19 protein-coding genes are annotated in these 25,704 nt (G+C 48.1%); 6 read left to right on the forward strand and 13 right to left on the reverse strand.

Features of this window, described 5'->3' with window-relative positions; all coding sequences use genetic code 11:
• The 7 genes from H6780_00615 to H6780_00645 all read right to left on the reverse strand — a co-directional run bounded on the left by H6780_00615 (position 1) and on the right by H6780_00645 (position 6,677).
• Complete coding sequence (locus H6780_00615; GenBank protein ID USN88914.1) at positions 1–2,250, reverse strand: AAA family ATPase; 2,250 nt, start codon at positions 2,248–2,250, stop codon at positions 1–3.
• 2 nt (positions 2,251–2,252) lie between these two features.
• A complete protein-coding gene (locus H6780_00620; GenBank protein ID USN88915.1) occupies positions 2,253–2,801 on the reverse strand; it encodes a prepilin-type N-terminal cleavage/methylation domain-containing protein in 549 nt (182 codons plus the stop codon).
• A gap of 45 nt (positions 2,802–2,846) precedes the next feature.
• Positions 2,847–3,584, reverse strand: coding sequence for a prepilin-type N-terminal cleavage/methylation domain-containing protein (locus tag H6780_00625; protein USN88916.1), 738 nt, complete (start codon positions 3,582–3,584; stop codon positions 2,847–2,849).
• 37 nt (positions 3,585–3,621) lie between these two features.
• Positions 3,622–4,338 carry a ribonuclease III gene (rnc, locus tag H6780_00630; protein USN88917.1) on the reverse strand — a complete coding sequence of 239 codons (717 nt, stop codon included), beginning with the start codon at positions 4,336–4,338 and terminating at the stop codon, positions 3,622–3,624.
• A gap of 24 nt (positions 4,339–4,362) precedes the next feature.
• On the reverse strand, positions 4,363–5,265 hold the full coding sequence (nusB, locus tag H6780_00635; GenBank protein ID USN88918.1) for a transcription antitermination factor NusB: 903 nt from the start codon (positions 5,263–5,265) through the stop codon (positions 4,363–4,365).
• 100 nt (positions 5,266–5,365) lie between these two features.
• Complete coding sequence (gene rpmF, locus H6780_00640; protein ID USN88919.1) at positions 5,366–5,653, reverse strand: 50S ribosomal protein L32; 288 nt, start codon at positions 5,651–5,653, stop codon at positions 5,366–5,368.
• Positions 5,654–6,083: 430 nt separating this feature from the next.
• On the reverse strand, positions 6,084–6,677 hold the full coding sequence (locus H6780_00645) for a ribonuclease HII (protein ID USN88920.1): 594 nt from the start codon (positions 6,675–6,677) through the stop codon (positions 6,084–6,086).
• 492 nt (positions 6,678–7,169) lie between these two features.
• Here H6780_00645 and dnaE point away from each other — a divergent pair, with 492 nt between their 5' ends.
• The 3 genes from dnaE to H6780_00660 all read left to right on the forward strand — a co-directional run bounded on the left by dnaE (position 7,170) and on the right by H6780_00660 (position 13,136).
• Complete coding sequence (dnaE, locus tag H6780_00650) at positions 7,170–10,382, forward strand: DNA polymerase III subunit alpha (protein ID USN89251.1); 3,213 nt, start codon at positions 7,170–7,172, stop codon at positions 10,380–10,382.
• 56 nt (positions 10,383–10,438) lie between these two features.
• Positions 10,439–10,810 carry a hypothetical protein gene (locus tag H6780_00655; GenBank protein ID USN88921.1) on the forward strand — a complete coding sequence of 124 codons (372 nt, stop codon included), beginning with the start codon at positions 10,439–10,441 and terminating at the stop codon, positions 10,808–10,810.
• 574 nt (positions 10,811–11,384) lie between these two features.
• A complete protein-coding gene (locus tag H6780_00660) occupies positions 11,385–13,136 on the forward strand; it encodes a threonine--tRNA ligase (protein ID USN88922.1) in 1,752 nt (583 codons plus the stop codon).
• Between the two features lie 83 nt (positions 13,137–13,219).
• Here the strand turns inward: H6780_00660 and H6780_00665 are convergent, their stop codons facing one another.
• Positions 13,220–16,621, reverse strand: coding sequence for a DUF11 domain-containing protein (locus H6780_00665; protein ID USN88923.1), 3,402 nt, complete (start codon positions 16,619–16,621; stop codon positions 13,220–13,222).
• Between the two features lie 141 nt (positions 16,622–16,762).
• The gene (locus tag H6780_00670) at positions 16,763–17,452 is read right to left on the reverse strand and encodes a sortase (protein USN88924.1); all 690 of its coding nucleotides are present in this window, start codon (positions 17,450–17,452) and stop codon (positions 16,763–16,765) included.
• Between the two features lie 151 nt (positions 17,453–17,603).
• Here H6780_00670 and H6780_00675 point away from each other — a divergent pair, with 151 nt between their 5' ends.
• Positions 17,604–18,662: a hypothetical protein gene (locus H6780_00675; GenBank protein USN88925.1), complete on the forward strand. Its 1,059-nt coding sequence runs from the start codon at positions 17,604–17,606 to the stop codon at positions 18,660–18,662.
• 49 nt (positions 18,663–18,711) lie between these two features.
• Here the strand turns inward: H6780_00675 and H6780_00680 are convergent, their stop codons facing one another.
• Positions 18,712–20,790: a type IIA DNA topoisomerase subunit B gene (locus H6780_00680; GenBank protein USN88926.1), complete on the reverse strand. Its 2,079-nt coding sequence runs from the start codon at positions 20,788–20,790 to the stop codon at positions 18,712–18,714.
• Positions 20,791–20,959: 169 nt separating this feature from the next.
• Here H6780_00680 and H6780_00685 point away from each other — a divergent pair, with 169 nt between their 5' ends.
• Together H6780_00685 and H6780_00690 are read left to right on the forward strand one after the other, a co-directional pair.
• Positions 20,960–21,349, forward strand: a complete 390-nt coding sequence (locus H6780_00685; GenBank protein ID USN88927.1) for a hypothetical protein — start codon at positions 20,960–20,962, stop codon at positions 21,347–21,349.
• 105 nt (positions 21,350–21,454) lie between these two features.
• The gene (locus H6780_00690; GenBank protein ID USN88928.1) at positions 21,455–21,811 is read left to right on the forward strand and encodes a hypothetical protein; all 357 of its coding nucleotides are present in this window, start codon (positions 21,455–21,457) and stop codon (positions 21,809–21,811) included.
• A gap of 45 nt (positions 21,812–21,856) precedes the next feature.
• Here H6780_00690 and H6780_00695 read toward each other — a convergent pair whose 3' ends face one another.
• Genes H6780_00695 through H6780_00705 form a run of 3 tightly spaced genes read right to left on the reverse strand, consistent with a single transcriptional unit; the run spans position 21,857 to position 25,704 of the window.
• Positions 21,857–23,791 carry a phenylalanine--tRNA ligase subunit beta gene (locus H6780_00695; protein USN88929.1) on the reverse strand — a complete coding sequence of 645 codons (1,935 nt, stop codon included), beginning with the start codon at positions 23,789–23,791 and terminating at the stop codon, positions 21,857–21,859.
• A gap of 3 nt (positions 23,792–23,794) precedes the next feature.
• Positions 23,795–24,523: a phenylalanine--tRNA ligase subunit alpha gene (pheS, locus tag H6780_00700; GenBank protein USN88930.1), complete on the reverse strand. Its 729-nt coding sequence runs from the start codon at positions 24,521–24,523 to the stop codon at positions 23,795–23,797.
• A 23-nt stretch (positions 24,524–24,546) separates the two neighbouring features.
• On the reverse strand, positions 24,547–25,704 hold the full coding sequence (locus tag H6780_00705) for a hypothetical protein (GenBank protein ID USN88931.1): 1,158 nt from the start codon (positions 25,702–25,704) through the stop codon (positions 24,547–24,549).

Raw genomic sequence — 25,704 nt, forward strand, 5'->3', positions numbered from 1 at the left:
TTACTTAGCTACCGCTGCCGCTTCTTCAAACTTCACTGACAACACTTTTGAAACACCATCAATTCCCATCGTGATACCGTACAAAATACCGGCTCGGCTCATCGTCTCGCGGTTGTGTGTAATGAGTACGAGCTGCGATCGTTTTGCCAAGGCTTCAATCATATCGCCATAGCGACGACTATTTGCCTCGTCGAGCGCAGCATCTGTCTCATCAAGAATAATAAACGGCGGTGGATTTACCTGACTCATCGCAAAGATAAGTGCAATTGAGGTAAGCGCTCGTTCACCGCCAGACAGCATCTCAAGGCCCTTTACACGTTTGTTTGGCAGTGAAATAGAAAGCCCTACTCCCTCTTCAGCGCTTTCTTCGGTAGACTCTTCGTCGTCTTGGGTACGAGCTTTGATTTTCACTCGCTCTAATGAAGCGGCACCACCACCAAACATCAGGGTGAAAAATGTGTGGAATTCTTTGGTGATTTTTTCTACTCCCGCGGAAAATTGCTCATGCAGCTTTTCCTGCATCTCTACAATCAACTGCCTAAGATTTTCTACTGATGCTTCAAGATCTTCGAGCTCTGTAGCTAAGAATTCGTCTCGTTCTTTTGCGTCATTATATTCTTTCAACAAATCTTCAGTAGCGCCTACACCGAGCTCTTCAAGACGAATCTTTAGTTTCTCGAGCTCATACTGACGCGTGCGCTGCTTTGCACGATCTTCGGCTGCAATCTGCTCATCGGTCACTACTTCCCCTGCTTCATTTAAAATCTGAAAGGTGAAGTATTCGCTGGCGCCGCGGCCAAGGAGCGCGACCGCTTCTTGTAGCTGTTGCTTAAAGTCGTTGCGGTCGCGCTCCAACACTGTGAGTTCAGCATCAATGGTTCGCACCGAAGCCTCGAGCTCGCGTCGTTCACCCATAAGCGTAAACATCTCACGTTCAATCTCACGATTCTTTTCACTATTCTCTACTTGTGCCGCTTGCAGTGTCGCAACTTTTTCTTTTGCACTATCCTCTTTTTCAGCTGCGGCCGCTACTGCTGCCTGGAGTGCCGTTAAGCCAGATTGAAGCGCTTCAAGCTCGCTCTTATCGGCAGCAGAAGTATCAATCACTTCACCTTGCTCATGTTTTAAGAAGGCGTGAAGTTGCCTAACCACATCTGCCAGCGTACGCTCCAAAGCTGGCGACTCGCCATTGCTAAGCGCCTTTTCAGCTGCTTTTTCAATATCACGCACCAAATCCTCAAGCTCTGCTCGAGACACAAACGCGGGTACCTTGTCCTTCGGGCGATTTTCAGCAGCCGTAATGCGACGCTCAATAAAAGAAATTTGCCCTTCGAGCTTTCCAAGCTCCAAGTCTGCCTTACGCCTTGCTTCAGCAGCCACACGGTACACGCCCTCAGCCTCAGAGAGCGCTTCTGACTTAACTGGCTTCTCTTCTGCTGCAGCAAGAATGTGCTTCACCTCCTCAATTCGCTCGGCAATCTGCACCAATTTTTCTGCTGGTGTTACGCGAGCGAGCTTCAGTTTGTCTGACTGCACAGCTACGTACGTATCTTCGCGCTTTAAATACTCGGCGTACTTGGTCTTTAGTTCCTTTTGCACCTCTAGTGACCGCTCAGCTTTTTCAACCTGCTTCTTTAAATATTTTAAATGCGGGGCTGCTTCACGACGCAGCGATTCTACTTGTGCGATATTTTCAATGGTCTTATCAAGCTTTCGTTCAGTTTCCTGTTTCTTAAGTTGGTACACCTTAAGCCCCAGTGCGTCTTCGATCATTTCCCGCCGCTCCTTGGGACCAGCTGCAAGCACACGATCGGCCTCACCTTGGGAAATAATATGGTGACCCGTTGATCCAATGTTTGCGTTAGCAAGCAGCTCATGAATATCTTTAAGGCGCACTGCAGAGCCGTTGAGCTTGTATTCATTTTGCCCATCACGATGAACAATGCGCTCGATTTTGACTTCGTCAAAATCGAGCGCAAACGTCCGACTCTTATTATCGAACACCACTTCCACACTCGCTCGATTACCTCGAGACACCTTTTCCGAACCACCCCAGATTAAGTCCTCGCCACGCTTTCCACGCAGAGACTTCACTGACTGCTCACCAAGCACGAACCGAAACGACTCCGCAATATTGCTCTTGCCTGAACCATTTGGACCCACGATTGCGGTAATGGGCGCAGAAAATTCCAACTCGCTCTTTTTAGCGAATGATTTAAAACCATTAATTGATAGTTCTTTAAGATACATGACTACTTCTGCTGACACTCACCGCCGGCACTATACACTGCGTATGACTGCTGGAACACTGAGCTGGTAGGATCACAATCTCCAGAAGCAGAGCAAGAGCTCGGACAGTGAGCAAACTGGTCGTCTTGGGTAATTGCATCACCGCTATGGCAATTTTTAGCCAAAAGCTTATACCAGGAATTGACTCCATCGTCAGTCAGATAAATAATGTCGCAGCTTGTATTAGCGCTATCTCCTTCCTGTGGTAAATCTGCCGTGAAATCTGGTCGAATACTCGCAATGTAGTCACCGGTGCAGACAGTACTCTGAGCCCAAGCCAACGGCCCAAGGGCCGAACCACAAGCAGGAACATCTGGATATACTCCGTTTTGAGATTTGTATAATTCAAGCGCTAGCTGAATTTCTTTGAGCTCACCTTGGAGTGACTTATTGCGTGCATCCTTTCGCGCATCATTGAAATTTGCGTATAGCACTGAAGAAAGAATGCCAATAATCGCAATCACAACCAATATCTCAATAAGCGTGAAGGCTCTGTTTAGTTTTCCGTACATGTCTACATTGTAGCAAGCCAGAACTTACTGAAATGATATTACCCACTACTTACAGCGCACAATTACCGTATCATACTCCATTCCCTTGTCAGGGAAACTCGTATTACCTCGATTATCCTTAGAAATACCGCCCGAGAGAGCATATACATTGGCGTACGAAGCAGCGCTGGTACACTCTCCATACTCGGTATAAGAACCAAGTGCATATCCACCATTTGGCTGGTGCGGCGTACGCTGACAAATAGCCGGGTCATAAAATGACATATCCCGACCAGTCAATGTTCCAGTAATTGGATCTACAGCCAATCCAAGAGGCCAACTGCTATCACACCGAAAAAAATCATCACTTTGTGTCACCGTCTCAGTTTCTACGGTACCAAGTGCCATAATTTTGTACACAGAACCTGTATCATTCACTGCGTACACGTACCCACTATTAGCGCCGTTTAATTTTGGATCTTGCGGCAAAACGGAAATGAATTCAGGCGCAAGATCAATAATGTACTGATTGCCCGACGCACACGCGAAAGTGCCGCTGTGACCAGACCACACCGTTGTGAGATTGGTAGTTGGACCTTTGCAACCTTCTGGATATCGGCCGTTTTTTTGTTTATATAGTTCAATCGCTGCCTGAAGTTCGCGTAAATCAGCTTTGCGTTTAGCGTCGCGGGCCACAGCGGAACTTTGACTAAAGTTTGGATAAATAACTGCAGCCAAAACCCCAATCACCGCAATCACTACTAGCATTTCAACAAACGTAAAACCAGCTACCGATCGTTTCATACCAGCAGTATATCACGCAGTTTTTTAAAAAAGCCTGTTATGCAACCTCCCAACCTTTCGCCTCAACCGCCTTTTCTGCTGCCGCTTGTTCAGCTTCCTGTTTTGAGCGCCCTTTGCCTTCAGCTACTAAATCAGACTTGAGATACACACCGACAGTAAAGACTCGATCGTGATCCGGACCGTCTTGAGCAATTGTTTCATAGGTTGGCGTGATTGAGACATGTTCTTGCGCCAACTCCTGAAAACGACTTTTTGGATCTTGCCACAAACGCTTGCGAACAATTTCGTCAGTCTTTGCAAAGAGCTGATTGGCAATAAACTGCGCCGCAGTGTCATATCCATGATCCAAATATAGCGCACCGATACATGCCTCAAACGTATTCGCCAAGATGTACTGTCGCGCACGACCCACGTCTTTCGCTTCTCCTTTTGACATCAGTAAAAAATCATTAATGCCAAGCTTTTCGGAAGCAGCCGCCAGTGAAACAGTGTTTACGAGCGCGGCCCGCACTGCAGTAAGTTCTCCTTCAGGCTTATCAGGATATTTTTTGAAAAGAAAGTCGGTGACCACCAACTCCAGTACTGCGTCGCCCAAAAACTCTAGGCGTTCATTATGATCCCAAGTTGCCTCACGATGCTCATTGAGATATGAACGGTGCGTCACCGCAGTCAAGAGATATGACGTATCATTAAACTGAACGTCGAGGAGATGCTGTAGCTTTACGAGGTCCGTTTGTATGTTTTGTTCTTCCATAACAGTGTTTTTCGAACACTAGCATTATTTACTGCCTCTGCCAACCAGTACCGTCACGGCTTTGGTGACGATTGGTAGAATGTCTTCGTAGAAATTTAGCTCAAGAATATCAGCAACACGGAACCATTTTGCATCGTCTAAGCCACCCTTCTTGAGCAACTCGACTTCCTGGTATGGTGCTTTAGCGAGGAAATAGTGTACCTGCTTGCGGATTTTGCCCTTTTCCGGCTGCGAAGCAACATATTCATTGTTGCCAAGCTCTATTTCAATCTCAACTGGCAATCCAACCTCTTCAAGAAGCGCGCGAGTAGCACCCTGCTCGACCGTCTCTTCTTCACGAACCTTACTTTTAGACAGCGTCCAATGCCCAAAGATATCGTGTACGAGTGCTAAATATATCTGCCCGTCCTGCTCAGCGTACACAACAGCACCAGCCAATCGCTCGATTGGCATCTGGTCAAACGGCACATCTTTCTTGCGACGCTTACTCTGCTCATCCTTGCCAGGCTCACCGATTTCTTTGTAAACTGCGCCCAGCACACCATTTACAAAGCGACTACTATTATCGCCACCAAACTGCTTCGCGAGCTCAATCGCTTCATTGATGGCAACTTTTGCAGGCACTTCACTGCGGTCAGCAAACAAAAGCTCATACAAGCCCAACCGAAGAATATTCCTATCAACTGGAGAGATACGGTCAATTGGCCACTCAGGCGCGGCCTTTTCGATTACCTGATCGAGTTCTGGCTGCTTCGCCATCACCCCATCCAAAAGCTTTTCCATAAATGGCAAATCGGTTTTATTGGGCGCAAACTCTGAAACGTTGCGCTCTAATACTTCATGCACCGCTTTCTTTTCGAGCGTGTTTAAATCCCACTCAAAGAGTGACTGAAGAACGATACTGCGTGATAAATGTCGATTTGCCATATTTAATGTACTAAGCTACTACTGAGAACAGTGTATCACCCCGGATAAATCTACCCAAGGACAAATCCACAAAGCCCCGCTTACGCGGGGCTTATTGTGATTACTTTGTTTCTTCCTTAACCTCTTCTGCAGAAACCTCTGGAGTCACTTCACCCTGCTCTGCGCTCATCATTTCGCGCTTTGCCTGAAGACGTGCTTCGCGAGCTTGTTTCTTAGCCGTCAGATCGACAACCATACGCCCTTTGTAGAAGCCACAATCGAGACACATGTGATGTGGTCGATGCTTGGCACCACAATTGCTGCAAGTCGCCAAAGCTGGCGCTTGGAGCGCGTGATGTGAACGACGGTTCGCGGTGTGTGACCGCGTGTGACGCATTCGAATTACCATAGTGGCAGAACTATAGCAGAATTGCCAGAAAACGCAATGGTTTAAAGAAGCATGCAAAAGGCCAGCACTTTGCTGGCCTGATTTGTGACATCTGGGTGTCAGAATGCACTATTTTCCTTTTTGCTGCCGAGGACACTCATGCCAGTCGGCAATGTTAAACATAGGCTTCACCTGCGCCCCTTGACCCGATCGAGAGGCAACCATGCAGTGTATCGATTGCACAATCAACTCACCGTCCACCAGGACCCCTTTGAAAGGCCGCATGCTGTTATGATCAGGGCAATCAGTACACGCCCCGACATTAAGCACCAACTTTACCGTTGATATATTGGCCTTACCGCCGGAAGACACTTCGGCGCCCTTCCGCTTATTTTTGTTCATGCAGCCTCCTTGCCACCAAAAGAACTTCGACAAACGTCGTTAAAATACTCTACAATACTTTTATATTTTTGCAATAGCTGACGCGGTGAATTGGACATTTTCCATATGTCGCAATCGCAGCCCGGTGGGCTTTGGTGCCGTAACCCATATGTTGTTCAAAGCCATAGCGCGAATAACGCCTAGCGATGCGTCTCATATATGTATCGCGCGTTTCTTTGGCAATAATTGACGCCAAACCGATTGCTGGCTCTGTCGCATCGCCTTTGATGATGGTTTCTTGCGAGTATTCGCTCGGTGCGTGAAGCGAGCCATCGAGGCGAATATGACACTCGGACACATCGAGCTTCAGGCGTTTTAAGCAGCGAGACATGGCGAGATTAATCGCATACACAATTCCTTTCTCATCAATAACCGAAGATCCGACCATTGCCACCGCAAAATCAAGCTGCCGGTGGTGACGCAAGTCTTTGGCCTGCCGGAAAAGCGCTGCGCGCTTTTCCGGCTTGATCTGCTTACTATCCCCCACCCCCGGGATTAACTTCCAATCAAAATCGACGGGTACTTTTACCACTCCTACCGACACCGGCCCCGCCAGTGGCCCGCGCCCTGCTTCATCTATTCCGACAAGCCATTTAGTTTTCATGATACGTAAAATTATATCAGACTATTGACTTTTGCATAAATAGTGATAATATATTTGTGCTGATTACACGTCGACGGTGCAGCGCGAAAACAGTCGAGCCTTTCTGAACGTTGATCCGCGAGCACAGATAAGGCATATACAGCGGTGAGCGTGGGAGTATGGGTCGACTACCCACAATGCAATATACAACGACCTGCCCTAGACTTCGGTCTGGGGCTTTTCTATAACTTATCAAACATACTCTAGCTTCACCCAAGCGAGGCGCTCCTTCCAAAACAGCCTTACGGAGAGCTATTTGTTTTACAAGGAGCTAGAGACGAAAATTACGACCACATAGAGGCTAGACACATCACTCAGTGAGGTAGCGACTATGCACGGGTGGGTTTGGCTGGGGCGTGCAAGGAGCGACACGAATCGAGTGATGTGTCTGGTTTGTTTGCAAGCCATATCTGCTATAATTCCCCCACCATGGCAGAATCTGATTACCCAAACGTGACCGCGGAATTTGTACACTTGCACGTACACTCGATGTACTCCCTACTTAACGCCGTACCGACTCCCAAGGAACTCGCCAAAGCAGCCAAAGCTGATGGGCAAGACGCTCTTGCTATCACCGATGCCGGCGCCCTCTACGGCGCTATTGATTTCTATAAAGCCTGTACCGCTGAGGAAATTAAGCCAATCATTGGCCTCGACGCTTTCCTATCGCCGCGCACACGCTTCGATAAAGAAAACCCGACCGACAAACCACGCTCACGTGTAGTACTACTTGCAAAGACGCACGCTGGCTACCAAAACCTCATTGAGATGGTTACCCGTTCCAACGTAGACGGTTTCTACTATCGCCCCCGTATCGACGATGAGCTACTGGAAAAACACAAGGATGATCTTATTTGTATCATCCCCTCTTTTGCTGGCGAAGTAGTGCAGGCGTTTAAGGATGGCAATCACGACAAAGCCGCCGAACGACTAGATTGGTATAAGCGCGTCTTTGGTGATGATTGCTATTTGGAGATTTCTCACCACCCAGAAATCTTCGGTCACCAAGAAAATCAAGCGCTCATCAAACAGCTTGCGACTGAAACCAACACCCCCCTCGTTGCCGCGCAAGACATCTATTACATGAAGCCGACCGATCGCCTCGCGCGCGAAACGATGGTAAAGATTGGTACCGGTGGCATTGTCGATACCACTGCCGATCACGACACCGGGGAAGACTTTTCGTTCAAGACCCAGGAAGAAATGAAAGTGGCGTTTGCCGACACACCCGAAGCAATTGCTAATACCGTGAAGATTGCTAATCAGTGCAACGTCCACATCACACTCGGACAAGATGCCTGGATGTTCCCAAACTACATCATCGAGAGTGGCAAAACCCCCGACGACGAACTCAAGGATCGCGCCTACGAAGGCGTCGCGTGGCGCGGACACAACATCGCTGATAGCGAAATCAAAGAACGAATCGACTACGAGCTCGATGTAATCAAGACCAAGGGCTATGCCACCTACTTCCTCGCCGTGGGAGACTTGCTGCGTGAAGCGCGCGAGCGTGGCATCTATACTACTATTCGTGGTTCGGTGGCGGGTAGTTATGCCACCTATGTGCTCGGAATTACCAACGTGGACCCCTTGGAGTACCGCCTTCCCTTTGAGCGTTTCCTCAACCCAGAACGTCCATCAGCTCCTGATATCGACATGGACTACGCCGACAATCGGCGTGACGAAATTATTGACTACGCCAAGCAAAAGTACGGCGCCGATAAAGTAGCGCAGATTGGCACCTTTGGTACGATGATGGCGAAGGCCGCCGTGCGTGACGTGGCGCGCGCACTTGGTCACTCATACAACACCGGTGACCGCATCTCGAAGCTCATCCCAATGGGCAGCCAAGGGTTTGCTATGACCATCGACCGCGCGATTGATATCGAACCTGAGCTTGCTGAACTCTACAAAAAAGACGCGGAAAGTCGCGAGATTATTGACCTCGCCAAACAAATCGAAGGTCGTGTCCGTCACCTCGGTGTACACGCCGCTGGTGTGGTAATTGCGCCAGAGCCGCTCAATCGCTTTGTGCCAATTCAGATCGACTCCAAAACCGGCAAGCAGATTACCCAGTACGAAATGCATAGCGTGGGCGAAGACGGTGTTGGACTTCTCAAGTTCGACTTTCTTGGTATCAAAAACCTGGCGATTTTGGCCGATGCGGTGAAGCGGGTAGAAAAGCTCCACGGCATTAAAATTGATATCGAAAACATTCCGCTTGATGACCAAAAGACTTTTGAGATGCTCGCCCGCGGCGAGACCATGGGGCTCTTCCAGCTAAACGGCTCGGGCATGACGTCATTCCTCAAGCAGCTGAAACCCACCACCATTCACGACATCAACGCGATGGTGGCGCTTTACCGCCCAGGACCGATGGAAATGATCCCGACCTATATTGAGCGCAAGCAAAACCCTACGCTCGTAAGTTACCTCGACCCACGCCTCGAGCCAATTCTTGAGCGGTCATACGGAGTTATTACCTACCAGGACGACGTTATGATGATTTCCATCGAGCTCGCTGGCTACTCTTGGCTCGAGGCCGACAAGCTGCGTAAGGCGATGGGTAAGAAAATTCCTGAGCTCATGGAAGAGCAAAAGAAAAAACTCTTTGCCGGCTTTTTGGAGCACGGCCTCTCGCAGCAAAAGTCAGACCAGCTCTGGAAACTCATTGAGCCATTTGCGGCGTACGGATTTAACAAAGCACACGCGGCGTCCTATGGTCGTGTGGCGTACCAGACTGCCTACATGAAGGCCAACTTCCCGGTGGAATATATGTCGGCTGTGCTCACTGCCGACTCGGGCGACACCGAAAAAATTTCGGAGATTATTCATGAGTGCGACCGTATGGAAGTACCGGTATTGCCCCCTGATATTAATGAATCGTTTGCCGACTTCTCGGTAGTGCCAAAGAAAAACCAAATTCGCTTTGGTCTCACTACTATCAAAAACTTTGGTGAAGGTATCGCTGACGTAATCATCAAAGAGCGAAAACAGAACGGTGCGTTTTTATCAATGCAGGATTTTCTCTCCCGCATTCACGATCGCGGCCTCAACAAAAAGTCGCTCGAAGCGCTCATTATGACCGGCGCATTTGATTGCTTCAATGAACGCGGGGTGCTGTATGCCAATCTCGACAACCTCCTCGCCTACAACCGTGAGCAAGTCAGCGGCAGAGAAACTGGTCAAGACTCTCTTTTTGGCGGCATGGAAGAAGTGAACGGTCTCGTACTCGACCCAGCCAACGACGCACCGATGGCACAAAAGCTCATTTGGGAAAAAGAGCTCCTTGGTGTGTACGTGTCTGGCCATCCACTCGACGCTGTACAGGCAGAAGTCGACAAACGCCCGAGTATTACCCAAGTAAAGCAAAGCCATAAAGGCACCACTGTGATTACCACCGGCCTGGTAGAAGTCACCAAAGAACTCCTCACCAAGAAGGGTGACAAAATGGCGTTCATCAAACTCGCCAACCAAGTCGACAGCATCGAAACAGTCGCCTTCCCTGAAACGTACAAAGAGAATCATGAGCTGCTCCAACCCGGCAACTGCGTCGCTATCAAGGGCAAATTTAATCTACGTAACGACGAGCCATCAATCCTTATCGATAAAGTGAAGCTCTTAGGCAACAATGAGATGGTCGGTGAACCCATCTCTACTAATTGACATTCCACGTAACTCAGGCACTATTGCGGCAGCAGAAACAGTACAGGAGTAAGGAGATGGAAATTCAAATCGACGCTTACCTAGACATCGTTCGACGCGACGACGCTGGTAAACCAGTTTATCGCCTAGTTGCTGACTTTATGCATGAATTTATGGGTCAGTGGATCATGATGGTCACCCATCCCAAAAACGAACTGCTCAAGGTCACTATTCAGCGAAAGAACGGTGACCATGTTGAAGCGTATAATGTCCCAGAAACTCAGTATTTTGACGCTGTTACCAACAACGGTACAGCCGAACCTAGAAAGACACGGTATACCGTGTACGGAGTAATTTGTGCTCAAGGTCTTTGGGCTTCTGGTAAACAGCGAAATGTTGCCAATCTGTACATTAAAGCCAATCATATTATTCTACATCTCGACTGGTAAAATTGCCGGCTCAAGGAATCTGCTTGAGCCGGTTTTTGTTTGACAATCTCCCAACTCGCGCTAGGATTAAGAACATCAGAGATTGTGATGGCTACCAACCATCAGGCGGCGAGGACGAAGTCCTCGCCGCCATGAGAATCCCCTTCTCTTCTAATCTGACCAATGAAGTGCCAGGCCGGCATACCAGCTTGGAAACTCGGTGGAACCGCGATCCCAAATCGTCCGAGTGAGCGTACGAATTTTCGTACATTCACTTGGGCGATTTTCTATTTACCAAACAACTAATTCTGAGCACTGCTTACAGCTTTCTCTAGACACGAGTCAAGCTCTCCGCTCGCGACGCGAACCTGTCAAGATGCTTCGTATCTTGACAGAACCGCTGCTCCGCGAGGTCTAGCAAAAGCTGCAACAGCGACCTCTCAAGATTGTTTACTCCTAACTTTTAACAGACCTTGCACAGCTCGATTTTGCTCGGACGCACACCGGTGCGAAAATCGAGCGAGCAGAGCACCGAGCCCGCAGGAGGCGAGGATGCGTGTCTGGGGAAAGTTAGGAGTAAACAATCAAAACAACCATGAACCAACAACTCGAACATAAACGACACACCCTTGCCCACCTCTTGGCGGCAGCGGTACTGCAGCGGTACCCATACGCCAAGCTTACTCTTGGCCCAGCCATCGACACTGGCTTTTACTACGACATCGATTTTTCTGCCGGCGAAGCGCCGGGCGATACCGACCTCAAAGGTATCCAGAAGGATATGAAAAAACTCCTCAACAAGTGGACTGAATTTACTCATGAGGAAGTGACCGCCGCCAAGGCGCGCGAGATGTTTGCTGGCAATGAATTTAAACTTGAGCTTATTTCTGAGATTGAAGCCAAGGGCGAAACCGTTACCCTCTACACCTGTGGCGGTTTTACTGACCTCTGCCGTGGCGGACACTGCGAGCACCCAAATAAAGACATCGATGCCGATGCTTTCAAGCTCGATAAAGTTGCCGGCGCGTACTGGCGCGGCGATGAGAAAAACCCAATGCTTACCCGCATCTATGGTATTGCGTTTGAGACCAAAGAAGAACTGGCTGCCTACGAACTGCAAATCGAAGAAGCGAAAAAGCGCGACCACCGCAAGCTTGGAAAGGAACTAGATTTGTTTACATTTTCCGAACTTGTCGGGCCTGGCCTGCCGCTTTTCACTCCAAAAGGCACATTGCTTCGTGATTTGATTGTCGACAAAATCATGCACATCCAAGGCAAGTTTGGCTACACCAAAGTCGCCATTCCGCACATTACAAAAAGCGACCTGTACAAGACTTCTGGTCACTGGGACAAATTTAAAGACGAGCTTTTTAAAGTAAAAGGTCAGTCTGATGCAGAATTTGTGATGAAGCCAATGAATTGTCCGCACCACACCCAAATCTTTGACTCGCAGCCACGCTCATACAAAGACTTGCCAATTCGGTACGCCGAAACAACAATGGTCTATCGCGATGAACAAGCCGGAGAACTCATCGGCCTTGGCCGCGTACGCAGCATCACGCAAGATGATGGTCACGTATTTTGTACAGTCGACCAGATTGACCAAGAAGTTGAAAATATCGTGAATGTGATTCGACAATTCTACTCCGCGCTCGGCATGTATGAGGAAGGTAAATTCTGGGTATCACTTTCAGTCAGTGACCCAGCGGAGCCAGACCAATACCTTGGCAATCCTGAGACATGGGAGAAGGCTGAAGGCATGCTTGAAGATGTAGCCAAGCGACTCAACTTGCCATACAAGCGAGTTGAAGGAGAAGCAGCCTTCTACGGCCCAAAGCTCGACTTCATGTTTAAGGATGCACTTGGTCGCGAACGACAGCTTGCAACTGCTCAACTCGACTTCGTGATGCCAGAACGCTTCAACCTTGAATATGTCGACAACGAAGGCAAGAAGCAGCGCCCGGTTATGATTCACCGTGCCATTGCTGGTTCACTTGAGCGCTTCATGGCCATTATGATTGAGCACTTTGCCGGCAACTTCCCACTCTGGCTCTCACCGGTACAGCTCGCCATTATTCCTGTCGCAGACGTACACGCTGAATACGCGACTGAAGTAGCTACCCTGCTTCGCGAGAAAGGTTTCCGGGTTGAGCTCGACACCTCAAAGGACAGTATGGGCAAAAAGATTCGCACCGCCAAGCAGCAGAAACTGCCGTACTTTATCGTCATTGGCGATAAGGAAGTAGAAGGCCGCAGCGTGACACTTGAAAGTCGCGACACTGCAGAATCAACTTCCCTCTCGTTTGATGAACTGGTGGTGAAATTAAGTGACGAAGTGAACGTATAGAAATGCAGACAGCACAACAGAAAAGGCCGCGCCCTATGGGCGCGGCCTTTTCTGTTTTCGTAGACAAGTTTCCGCTCGTTGCGTTACGCAACTTCCTTCACTGCCTTCATAATCGCCATCTTCACCGCCGATGCTTCGTCATTGTAGGTACCGTCGAGCGCACCAGTAAGTGCAGCAATCATGTTCTTAACCTTTTCATCTGAAAGCTTCTCCGTTTCAGCCTTAAGGAGTTCAGACACTTCCTTCTTCTCACCACGACGGATACGATAGACCGCGTCGAGGTCGGCCGCAGCATCAGCCAGCGCAAACATTGGACGATTGCCAATCATGGCATACGCCGCCACAATGTTGCCTGTCACAATTGCTTCTGCAAGCGAACCGGTACCTTCTGGTACGGTTGCTGGAATAAATGGCTCAGCGCTAGAAGCGGTCTCATTTACCTTACACACTTCGCAAACATTCTGCATACGTGATTCATTAATCACAATCCAACCGTCTTCAAGCGGATAGCTTTTCTTTGCCTCAGCGATTACCGCATCAAGTGCTTCATTGCGCTCTACTTCACCACTAGTCGTACTGATGAAGTGGCGCACGGCATCACTTGAAAGGAGCGCGTGCTGTGCATGTGCCCGGTTTTCAAGCTCAGTCACAACAGCGTCATTTACTTGATGTGGATTCACATCAATCACCTTTTCCTCGACCACGTCGGCCACGGTGCTCGCATACCCAATCTGTACATTGCCGGTTGGCAAATTCGCTGGTACCACACGCGCCGTTACTGGCTTAATTGGAGCAGTTGAAGCGGGAAATACATCTGGGCGCACTGCTTCAGCCTTTTTCATTGATTCAAGATTCTGTACTCGAATTTCTTCCTGTCGAATATCTTCTGTAATCGCAGCTACTGCCGGAGCAGTTCGATTGCGCGCTACTAGGAGGTATGCGATGAAAAGTGACCAAGCAACAAGTAAGGTGTAAAACATCGCCGTCATAAACGGACCAGCTTCAAAACCTGTGTATGGAACCTGTGACAATGAAATGCTGCTTACCAATGGCTGTTGATCACGAGTTTGAAGCACTACCACGCTGTCAGTTACTTTTACTTTAACGGTACACTCTTCATCACGGGAACCTCGCTCAGCGAGCAATGTGTACGTCGTGTCGCGCGTTGGCTTTACTGTCAGTTTGCCATCAAAATATTCTTTCTTTTCACTTGCAAGATAATCGTCTGTACTGAGAAGTTCTTTGCCATGACTATCGGTCAAAGTAACTTCGGTAACATTGTTAGTGTCCCATGTAAGGGTAACTGACTCACCAGCTTTGATTGTTTGCTTTGAAATATCAAGCTCACAACGAGGCGAAGCACTTCCGCCGCCACCGCCACCAGTTGAAACATCAATAGTTACTGGACAATTCACTGTCTCAGTACCACGCTTTGCTGTAAGCGTATACGTAGTATCACTTGATGGTGACACTGACTGACTACCAGAGAGCGCTGTTGCGTTAATACCGCTGATGGACACTGAATCAACATCAGTCGTACTCCAAGTTAGGTTCGTGTTACTTCCGCGGCGAATTGAGTAATCTGACGCAGTGAATGACACATTATCCGCACAGGTAAGTGGTGCTTCTGGATCTGGCACTACTACCGGAGCCGCGCAGCTTACGGTGTCGCCATTATCATCGGTTGCGGTAAGGGTGTACGTGACCGACTGCGTAAGGTTTACCATCTTAGAACCAGTGGTGGCTACCGCACCAATAGATGGTGCAATGCTGACCTGTGTTGCATTGGTTACCTTCCAATCCAGCGTAGTCTGTCCTCCACCAACCGGGAGCTGGCTTGGAGTTGCTGTAAATGCTTCACAAACCGGCACGGGATCTACAGCAACCGTTACTGGAACAGCACAGGTTACCTGCTGATTATTTACCCCTACTGCAGTTAATGTGTAGGTAAGATTTGAAAGCGGTGACACCTTGATAGTGCCATCTTCACTTACCTTACCAATGCCATTATTAATAAATACCTCGGTTACATTTGATGTCTGCCAGGCGAGCGTTGTGCTAGCGCCAGTCATAATTGTGCTTGGCGTAGCGGTAAACAAGTCACAGCTTGGCGCTGGAGCAGTGTTTACGTTTACTACCGCATCGCAATACACTGTCTCGCCATTGCCAGTTGCAGTAAGTTTGTAGCTCGCATTCCCAAACAGTGCTGGTGTGGTAGTCGCACCGTTTAGCGATACGACTCCGAAACCTGACAGTGATACGTCGGTAGCATTGCTCGTAGTCCACGTTAGGCCAGCCGCGGCACCATACCCCACAGTCTGAGTTGCTGGAGTGAGGGTACAAGTAGGTGATGGAGTCTGCGGCTCCACGGTTACCTTAGCGGCACATGATACCTGACCATCTGGACCAGTAGCTGTAAGAGTATAGGTTTTTGTTGCGTAGAGCGCTCCGGTTGAAGTTGCACCATTTAGTGATACCGCACCAAAACTAGTGAGCGTTGCCGCTGTTGCGTTGGTAGTTGTCCAGTTAAGTGAACCAGCGCCACCGTATGGCACCGTCTGTGTTGCTGGAGTGAGGGTACAAGTAGGTGGTTTTGGTACGTAACAATCATTATCAACCGCCGTTGTAACGGTTGGACTGTACACCCAAGTTGTGAAGTTATTGAGTTCAGCCGCAGTTACCTTTGCCTGATTCTTCACTGAAAAATCACCACACTGTGTAGGATTATTTACTTTTGCATATACAGAGACAGTCCCCACTTCACCAGGAGTGAGTGTACCCGCATTGAAATGCAACGTACGATTAGCGCTCGTATACACCGGGTCGCTACCGTAGCCGGCAGTCAGATTGCTCGAAACTGAGTAGCGAAGATATGTCAAATTTGTATCGAGAACATCCTCGATCTTCACACCACCACCAGTACAATCACCGTCGCCGATATTTTTTACGGTAATGGTGTAGGCAAGTTCATCACCAGGAACAGCTGTAGATTTGTTCACGACCTTGGTAAGGGTAAGTTCACAAATCTTTGGTTCTTCTGGCGGCAAACACGTTACAACAACATTCTGAGTACATGAAGAACCTGCATCATTGATTGCTTTCAGTGTGAAGATAGTACTCTGCTGCAAGTTGGTAATAGTCTTAGTGCCTGAAGTCTGTGACACTGCTTCACCGTTGATAGTGATATCAGACACGCCACTGGTCTGCCAGCTTAGCGTAATACTTTCCCCAGTAGCCACCAACTGCTTATTTGCTTCCAGTACACACCGGACATAGTTATAGTCAGTTTCAGTGTATGAAACGCCAGCTGTTGTACTGTCCGGATTGGCGGGAGTATTCCAGCCAGTTGGAGTTTCCAGACTGGTGACTGCTACCACGGTTGCCACCGGCGTTGCGAAGGCAGACAACAGTAACGCGAAAACCACCATCACACTTGCGATGGTTTTAAAATATTTGTTCATAATAGTAGATGATAATTCGTTCATAAAACCTATACTCCTACCTACACCCTGTTACGCAAGAGTATTTAATTTTACGAAATGACAACGTAAGAACACGGCCACCAAGACCAAAGAGAACAGTAAAGTATCGCTACAATAGGTATAAAAGGTCTGTTTGTCAAGGCTTTACAGACGCTCCACTTCCACTCGCTTGGCCTCCACAATGTACCTGTCGTCAGTCGAACCGAAGCTGTTACAAGTGGCCAAGGTCAAACGATATCCAGCACCGGCAATTGGTACCGACACATCCTGCGCCTTAGCTCGATACACCTTTTCAACGCGATATGAATACACTGAGTCCTCAGTCTTCACCTCAATCGTATCCCCCCATTCAAGATTTTGTATGCCGTTGAAGGCCTGAAAATTTTTATTGAAGACTTGTGGCAAATAGCTTGAATGACCAAGAATAAACACATTCCCTTCTTGGTTTAACGTAGCAGAATCAGGGTGGCGCACTACGCCATCAAGGAGCGCTGCATCGAGATCAGCAATCGTGCGCGACTGAGGATTTAGCACTGTCACAGCTTTATCAAGTTTTGGAATTGTGATACTAATCGGAAATGCTTCCACAGAATCTATGATTGCAAGCTCTTGCTCCTTTGCAAGCTCGGTAACAACGGCAACCTCAGGGACTTCCACTGAAGATACTTCTGCTGGTGCGTCTAGTATCTCAATATGCGTATCCGCTGTAGCGGCCGGAGCTTCAGGCAAAAAATCGATTGCCATAAGCAATACATATGTGATGGTAAACACCAAAAAGAACGCGCCCAAAAACGCAAACTTTCGCTCCCAAACACGGTCGAACAAGTCATTCATAACTACGAGTCGTAAAAATATTCTGTATTTATAATACAAATTTAAATAATGTCAACAGATTCTCCGTAAGCTCCGCGTTCTCAAAGACTACGAAACTTTAGCTTGCATGTATATTGACACCACATATAGATTGTGGTAGTTTTCGCTCACTATGAACGATGTGACACCACAAGAGAAAAAACGAGCACTTCCGCTCCCACTGATGATACTGGGCTTTATCGGCATTATTGTCTTAATGGCTTGGATTTCCATAAAAATCGTAAACCTGGCACCGAGTGCTTTTTCATCATTAGCATCTCTAGCAGAAAGTCTAAACGAACGTCGCGAGCAGGCCGCACTCGATGCCAACACTGCTAAAAAAATCACCATAACGAGCAACGTTAGTCTTGCAAATACTGACGAGACTATCACTCTTTCTTGGGGTGAAGCAAGTGTGCCTGGCACATTTACCTTTGCGTATGAATGTCGAGAAGGTATTACCATCGACCTAATCGACACTGATGGCGTGCGAAGTATCGACTGTGCTACAAACTACAATATTGGTACGGTAACTAACCTCAACCTCTCAATCAGCTCCACAAAAGATCGATATGCTGATGTCACATATACCGTTGCGTTCTTGGGCACTAATGACACCACTCCACGAGCCAGTGGAAACAATAAGCTTACTGTCCTCAACACCGAAGCAACCGGCTCAATCGTCGCAACGGAAGAATCGACGACCAACGAAGAAGCTGTCTCTACCGTAGAAACACCAACCATTTCGCCCGAGCCAGCACAGCCAACTGAACCGACTCCAACAACACCAAGTACTCCTACCTATACAGAAGAATATGTGTACACCGTGCCGGTTTCTAATCCAAATGGTCGCACTGATCTGGGTATCGCCTACCTTGGCACAGGAACCATTGTTGGTAAGACATTCTTTGCCGGAAAAATTGAAAAGAACGAAAGCGGCGCAATTCAATTTGAAGTTAGGAACTACGGGACCAAGACTTCAGGCAATTGGACCTTCTCAGCTGCACTTCCTGACGGAACCACTTATACTTCAGACAGCCAGTTACCACTCAAGCCAAATGAGCGAGCACTACTCACTATTGGCTTTAGTACTACCAATACATCATCACACACTTTTGCGGTAACAGTACAAGACAGCACTGACACCACCACTATCAACAACGCATTTAAGAAGACAGTGAGCTTCTACTAAAACTAGAAAACAGCCGGCGCCCTTCGGGCGCCGGCTGTTTTATACTTCTCTAAATATCAAGATTCGCCATCTTGGCGTTGCTCTGGATAAATGACTTTCGACTTGATACATCAGTACCCATCAAGATATCGAATATCTTGTCAGCCTGTTGTGCATCTTCGATTTGCACTTGCTTCAAGATACGGTTCTCTACCTTCATCGTGGTTTCAGCAAGCTCTTCAGCGTTCATTTCACCAAGGCCTTTGTAGCGCTGGATACGCGCTTTGCCAGATTTCTTAGCAGTTGTTTCTTCAGTCTCTTCTCCACCCTCACCTTCCTCGCTCTCATCCACCTCGTCGGTCACTTCTTCTCCCATTCCCTTTAGAATATTGAACTTTTCCTCATCGGTGAAAGCATAATGTACTTCACGACCCTTCTGAATCTTGTAGAGTGGCGGCTGCGCAATGTAGATATACCCCTCATCAATCAACGTACGGAAGTAGCGGAAGAAGAGTGTCAGCAAGAGTGTGCGAATGTGCGCACCGTCCACATCGGCGTCAGTTGCGATAATAATCTTGTGGTAACGAAGCTTTGAAACATCAAACACATCACCAATCGCGGTACCAAGCGCAATTACGAGATTTTTAATCTGCTCAGAAGCAAGCATCTTGTCGATTCGCGCGCGCTCAACGTTGAGGATTTTACCTCGTAGCGGCAACACCGCCTGCGTCTTGCGGTCACGCCCCATCTTGGCACTACCACCCGCTGAGTCTCCCTCTACAATAAAGAGCTCTGAATCTTCTGCCCGCTTGCTCTGACAGTCAGCCAGCTTTCCGGGAAGTGACATACCCTCAAGTGCACCTTTACGAAGCACGCTGTCCTTCGCCGCCTTCGCTGCTTTACGCGCCTTTACCGCCAAGATTACCTTATTAATAATCGCCTTAGCGTCATCTGGATTTTCTTCCAGATACATTGCAAATGCTTCCGCAAATACTTGCTCAGTCGCGCCACGCGCTTCTACCGAACCAAGCTTCGCCTTCGTCTGTCCTTCAAACTGAATTTCCGGCATCTTGACCGATACCACTGCAGTGAGTCCTTCAAGTACGTCATCTCCAGTAAAACCAGCATCCTTATCTTTCACTGAGAAAAAATTACCTTTCTTAGCGTAGTTATTGAGCGTACGAGTAAGTGCCGTCTTAAAACCAGTTACATGCGTACCGTGTTCTGGGTTGTAGATATTGTTAGCAAACGCAGTAATGCGCGGCGAAATATCGTCGATATACTGCAGCGCCACTTCTACAGTAAGCACCTCAGGACTCACATCAGTCTTTTCAACATAAAAAATATTTTTGTTGATTGGCTTCTGATAGTGGTTATTGAAAGCCACGAGCGACTTAAGTCCACCTTCAAAATAGAAGTGTTGATGTGGCACAGCCATGTGTTCATCAGAGAGATACACTACTGACTCGAGTGACTTAGGATCGAGTTTTTCCTCGCTTTCACGCGCGTCAATCACTGACATCTGCATCCCCTTCACAAGGTATGCCTGCTGACGAAGATGATTCACTACTTTCTTCCATTCAAATTTAATCTCCGGGAAAATGGTCGGGTCAGCCTGGAAAATCACAATCGTACCATTGTGCTTGGTTGCACCCAGTTTCTTTACCTTCGCCTTTGGCACACCGATGTTGTACTCCTGCATGTGATGAAAACCATCTTTGTGTACGTCTACTCGAGTATGAGTAGACAGCGCGTTTACCACCGACACACCTACACCGTGAAGACCACCAGATACTTTGTAGCCAGACTCATCGCCACCAAACTTACCGCCAGCGTGCAGCGTACACATAATAGTCTCGAGCGCTGATACTTTGGTCTGCTTATGAATATCAACCGGAATACCACGACCGTTGTCGACCACGCGAATGTAGTTGTCTGGCAAGAGCGCCACCTCGACTCGGTTGGCAAAGCCACCCATCGCCTCGTCTCGTGAGTTATCGAAAATCTCCCAAATCATGTGATGAAGACCTTCCGGACCAGTCGTACCGATGTACATACCTGGACGCTTTCGCACCGGCTCTAGCCCTTCTAGGACCGAGATGGATGACGCGTCGTAGCTTTTTTCAGAACCTTTTTTTGCTGCAGCCATAAATAAATCGAGTCAATTCAGTATGATAAATAACGTCCTAGTATAGCAAATTTTTGCCACCCTTTCCCGTGCCAAAATGATGCTTTTGTTGAGTAATTAGATATTGACATTACATTTATTTATGGGAATATTCGCTCAGTACCCGCCCTTTACATTTAAGGAGGACATCATGTCCGAAACTATCTACTACACCGATCCAAAAACCAACCTGGAGCACCTCGTTTGTCCGAACGAGTGGTCAGGATTAAAAAAAGAGCAGTATAGATATGTACAAAGCCGACTAGGATTATTGCGTTTGAGCACTACCTACACTGTTCTCATTGCAATTCTGTTTGGTGTGTACTACGGCCTCGAATTATCAGGCATTTTCACACCCCTTAATCTCTTTGAAGAAGACAGTATTACTTCTTTGCTTATTCCGATTCTTGTCGGAAGCTTGATTGTCTTAATGCCTGAGTTGATTCGAGCTCGCATAGAAAAGAAATACAAAGCTGAGTTTTTGGAGCACAACCCTAGACTCAATGAGCTGAACCAGCTACACAAACAACACATCAGCTAGAGAACGTATTTTTGCAAAAGCGCAGCCTCCGGCTGCGCTTTTTTATATTGACGAAATTGTTAAGCAGATCTACTATGCCATCGGCACAACACTGGAGTTCACATTATGTATTCCAAGCAAAATTCCTTGCAGCACCCTGATCTTTCCATCAAACAAGGAAAAGCATTAGTCTCAGAGCTAAAGAAAGTTCAAAGAGCAGAACGTAGGTACGTCCGGAACCGGACTAACGGTATGGATATCTGGTTCGCAGCAAAGCTACTCGTAGCAACATTCCTAGCCATGGCGACATTGGCAATGATGCAGCACTGGACTGGCACAGACAACCTTAAGGATGCGATTGTTGTGATTGCAGTCGTTTCAACCTGGCCCCTGTATCATCACTGGCACTGGATGCAAACCAAACAAACCGCCATCTCCCAGTTCCGCAACAGCCACCCAGTCTATGCAGAGTTCATGTTCTAAGCAACCAAAAGCCGTCCGAAGGGCGGCTTTAAATATTTCTATAATTTACCTCACTTCCCAGTCCTTCTCTTTAGCCACTGCGTAAACAGCGTCCATTACGCCATTTATCTCTTCATCAGTCAGCGTGCGTTCCATAGACTGGAAGACAAAACGAAACGCGTACGACGTGCGACCATCCTTTTCGAAGGTGTCGAAGAGCGTGTCTCGTACTAATAGTGGGCCGGCGGCGGTAGTAAGCGTGCCCTTTACTGCCGCAGCTGCTTCGCCGCCGGCCACCCACAACGCAATGTCTCGCGACATCGCTGGATACGCAGATGGTCGACGGTACGTGACTGCCGCTGATTTTTCATACGCGTCATATGCTTCGGGCACCGGAAGGTTCTTGAGCACTTCGCTCACATTCAGTTCAGCTACTCCCTTTTCGATCTTCCATGAAAGCCCAGCACCAAGCACTGCCTCTGCTGCCGCGATACCAGCCTGCTGTACCACATCGTCTTTTTGATTGTAACCATTACCCTTAAGACGCGCACCGATAGTGAGCGCAGTATACTCTCCTATGCCATCTTCAGTCTTTTCAAAGACGGTGCCAATTTCAAATACACGCATACCATCCATCCCAAGCAAATCGCTATGGATATAGTTTGCATCAAGGACCGCCTCGATATTTTTCATGAGCGTCTTGCGTACGTAGCTCTTGTCGCTTGCTAGTGAATTCATGAGCTGAATATCAGCTTTTTTAGCGAATGAAGAAGTAATCACTTCTGAGAACCCAATCTCAAGCAGTGCCTGGCGAATTTTCTCAGTGTAATACTGACGAGGATTTACTTCTGTAATCAGAATAGCCGTAGGCACAACCGAAGTAATGTGATCAAGTCCATAGAGGCGCCCTACTTCTTCAATGTAATCAACTTCTTCCTTGAGATCATTGCGTTCCCAAGGCGATACAGCAGCAAGCGATGTGTCATCTTTTACATCCACTTTTGCACCAACACGCGCAATGAGCGCGGCAATTTCTTCAATAGACAAATCAGAGCCGAGCAGTTTGTTTACGCGCGCTTTAGTTACCATCACCTCTGGCATAGCTACCGTTGGTACACGAACCTCCGCCATACCACGCACTGTACCACCAGCAATTTCTGCAATAAGCTCTACAATCATCTGCTGCGCATAGCCCGGCAGCTCAACTGATGGTTCATTTTCAAAGCGTTTTGAGGCGTCAGTTAGGATGCCTAAGCGGCGGGCGGTTTTGCGAATAACCGTCGGGTGAAAATACGCCGCTTCAAGAATGATATTTTTGGTGTCTGCGCCAAGCTCCGCAAACCGCCCGCCCTTAATCCCCGCAAGCCCCACGGGCACATCATTACCATCTACAATCAACAGCTCAGTACCCTGCAGCTCGATAGTGCGATTTTCAGTAGAACCACTCTCACCAAGAAGATTCACCGTCTCCCCTTCCTTGGACATACGCACGCCAATCTGCAGCACGCCGTCTACCTTAGGAATTTTATCCGCATCATACGCATGCATAGGCTGCCCGAGTGCAAACATCACGTAGTTGGTCGCGTCCACTATATTATTGATAGACCGCTGCCCGAGCGCTTCGAGGCGAGCCTTCAGCCACGCCGGCGATTCCTTAATTTCAATCCCCTCCATCAAAACAGCTGTGAAGCGCGGACAAGCAACTTCGTCAGCTACCGAGATTTTGATATCGGTAATTTCTGGAATGGTAATTGCGGCGGTAAGCGGATCACTCGCAAGTGACACATCTAAAATCGACGCGAGTTCGCGCGCAACACCTCGATGAGAGAGACAATCACTCGAGCGGTTCGGCAATACATCAACATCAATCACCGACTCTCCAGCCACTTCCTCCACGCCATCAATTTCAAACGCATGCTTGGTGAGCAGCTCCTCTACTTCACTCACCTCCGGAAGCGCATCGCCAAGATAGTCTTTTAGCCAACTGTGTACTACTTTCATACTTTAGAACTGATTAACAAAGCGGAGATCGCCCGTGTAATAATCGCGAATATCATCAATACCGTACTTCATTACGCCGAGGCGATCGATACCGATCCCAAAGGCAAAGCCAGAATATTTCTCGGGATCAAGACCTGAATCACGCAGTACATTTGGATGTACCATACCAGCACCCATCACTTCAATCCACTTCCCTACGAGCTTCCCTTCACCTTCAAGAATTTTCATATCTACCTCAAACCCTGGCTCAACAAACGGAAAGAAGCTCGGCCGGAAACGCACTTCTGTCTTGCCGTTGAAAAACTTCGAGAAGAAATACTCAAGCGTACCCTTGAGGTGTCCCAGGTTTACATCAGCATCAACATACAGCCCTTCGAGCTGATAGAACTGCGCTTCATGAGTTGCATCAGTCGCCTCATTTCGAAACACTTTCCCTGGCGCAATGATACGAATCGGCAGCTGGTCTTTATGCGCTTCCATATAGCGCGCTTGTACCGGACTTGTGTGGGTACGGAGCACCATTGGTTCACGCACGTCTTTTGCCTTAAACCAAAAGGTGTCCTGCATGTCTCGTGACGGATGATCCTTCGGCACGTTGAGACGATCAAAGTTGTAGTGCTCTGTCTCCGCCTCCGGACCTTCCGCAAACACGAAACCAATCTCAGCAAAAATACTATTAATCTCCGCGATCATCTGCGTGAGCGGATGCTGGTGTCCTTTTGGTGTTTGCATAATATGGTTACTGTATCACAGGATTAGTTTGGTTCAATTTGGGTAATTACTTCAAAATAATAGTCACCGTCATGCACATAGATAGTGTTGTTTTCTACCACCACCTGCAGATCACGACCGGGATACAAAAGCTGAACGTTCTGCCAGGCACGGTCGTCGATTTCAGTCACATAGAGACCGTCTTCGAGCTGAAGCAATACGAGATGATTAGTGTTCGGGAAGAAATCATAAAAGTACACGTCTTGTCGCAAGCGATTGAGTTTAATCTGCGGTCGACAGACACGATTGCCGTCAACAATCAGTGGTGTGGTGGTAGAAGTTTTTAGTACTTCTATCTGCTCCGCCACATGTTCGCCATACCTTGTAGCAATTGAGCTGGAAGCGGTACCCTCCGTAGCACAGAAGTAATACGGAATTCGATCAACTGGACCAAGCCATACTGCATACAAATCTGTCTCACGCTCTGCGATACGCATATCACCGCGCTCAATGTACGACACAGTGTTTGATGCCACCGGCACAAGTGGTGTTGTGGTCGCAAAGCGGAAACGGTCGACTTCATCCAAAAAACTTTCGAAGACAGAACGCGTGCTGGAAGAAGTAGTCGCAAAAAGACTTACAACATAATCATATTCTTGATTAATAGTAAGCGTAGCTGGTGAAAGACGTTCTGAGAAAATCACAGGCGTAGTCGACGTTGCTTTCACAAACATCTCTGACGTACTAGCGACGCCAAGATATATCGCCTCCCCTGTCGTAGTAACATACTCAGTGATTGGACGTACGTGAGGCACTACTGGCATGTTAAATGCGGAAGCCTCGATAACAATATGAGGGTCAATCGGCAATTCCTTCACCCAGGTAACAAGGTCTGGTCGCTGCACCACCACTCGGTGTTGCCCGGCTGAAATATCTTGAATGTAATAGGCAGAACGAAAGATTCGAAGACGGTTATTGACCAATGTAGTATCAAGATACACATCAACTTCATCAGCCTCCGCCGTCACGTACATTCCGCCGGTTGTTACCACCGTCTGCTCGTCATTAGTAAAATCAAGACGATACCCAGTCGTGTAAAAAATCATCGCAGGGAGCAGCAGCACAAATACCAGCACTAACAACGCAAAAAAGGCTTTGCGTTTTTTAACTGACATTATCTCGATTTGTGGTTCGGTTGGCAT

This window comes from Candidatus Nomurabacteria bacterium (assembly GCA_023898565.1).
Lineage (GTDB): Bacteria > Patescibacteriota > Minisyncoccia > Phycocordibacterales > UBA918 > OLB19.

What these genes read in the sequence shown, in the direction of transcription:
- nusB (USN88918.1), bottom strand. Translation starts at nt 5,265, where the DNA reads ATGGCAAATCGACATTTATCACGCAGTATCGTTCTTCAGTCACTCTTT.
- H6780_00675 (USN88925.1), top strand. Translation starts at nt 17,604, where the DNA reads ATGAACGATGTGACACCACAAGAGAAAAAACGAGCACTTCCGCTCCCA.
- H6780_00705 (USN88931.1), bottom strand. Translation starts at nt 25,704, where the DNA reads ATGCCAACCGAACCACAAATCGAGATAATGTCAGTTAAAAAACGCAAA.
- H6780_00685 (USN88927.1), top strand. Translation starts at nt 20,960, where the DNA reads ATGTCCGAAACTATCTACTACACCGATCCAAAAACCAACCTGGAGCAC.
- H6780_00680 (USN88926.1), bottom strand. Translation starts at nt 20,790, where the DNA reads ATGGCTGCAGCAAAAAAAGGTTCTGAAAAAAGCTACGACGCGTCATCC.
- H6780_00660 (USN88922.1), top strand. Translation starts at nt 11,385, where the DNA reads ATGAACCAACAACTCGAACATAAACGACACACCCTTGCCCACCTCTTG.
- H6780_00690 (USN88928.1), top strand. Translation starts at nt 21,455, where the DNA reads ATGTATTCCAAGCAAAATTCCTTGCAGCACCCTGATCTTTCCATCAAA.
- rnc (USN88917.1), bottom strand. Translation starts at nt 4,338, where the DNA reads ATGGAAGAACAAAACATACAAACGGACCTCGTAAAGCTACAGCATCTC.
- H6780_00670 (USN88924.1), bottom strand. Translation starts at nt 17,452, where the DNA reads ATGAATGACTTGTTCGACCGTGTTTGGGAGCGAAAGTTTGCGTTTTTG.
- rpmF (USN88919.1), bottom strand. Translation starts at nt 5,653, where the DNA reads ATGGTAATTCGAATGCGTCACACGCGGTCACACACCGCGAACCGTCGT.
- H6780_00695 (USN88929.1), bottom strand. Translation starts at nt 23,791, where the DNA reads ATGAAAGTAGTACACAGTTGGCTAAAAGACTATCTTGGCGATGCGCTT.
- H6780_00620 (USN88915.1), bottom strand. Translation starts at nt 2,801, where the DNA reads ATGTACGGAAAACTAAACAGAGCCTTCACGCTTATTGAGATATTGGTT.
- H6780_00655 (USN88921.1), top strand. Translation starts at nt 10,439, where the DNA reads ATGGAAATTCAAATCGACGCTTACCTAGACATCGTTCGACGCGACGAC.
- H6780_00645 (USN88920.1), bottom strand. Translation starts at nt 6,677, where the DNA reads ATGAAAACTAAATGGCTTGTCGGAATAGATGAAGCAGGGCGCGGGCCA.
- H6780_00665 (USN88923.1), bottom strand. Translation starts at nt 16,621, where the DNA reads ATGAACGAATTATCATCTACTATTATGAACAAATATTTTAAAACCATC.
- pheS (USN88930.1), bottom strand. Translation starts at nt 24,523, where the DNA reads ATGCAAACACCAAAAGGACACCAGCATCCGCTCACGCAGATGATCGCG.
- H6780_00625 (USN88916.1), bottom strand. Translation starts at nt 3,584, where the DNA reads ATGAAACGATCGGTAGCTGGTTTTACGTTTGTTGAAATGCTAGTAGTG.
- H6780_00615 (USN88914.1), bottom strand. Translation starts at nt 2,250, where the DNA reads ATGTATCTTAAAGAACTATCAATTAATGGTTTTAAATCATTCGCTAAA.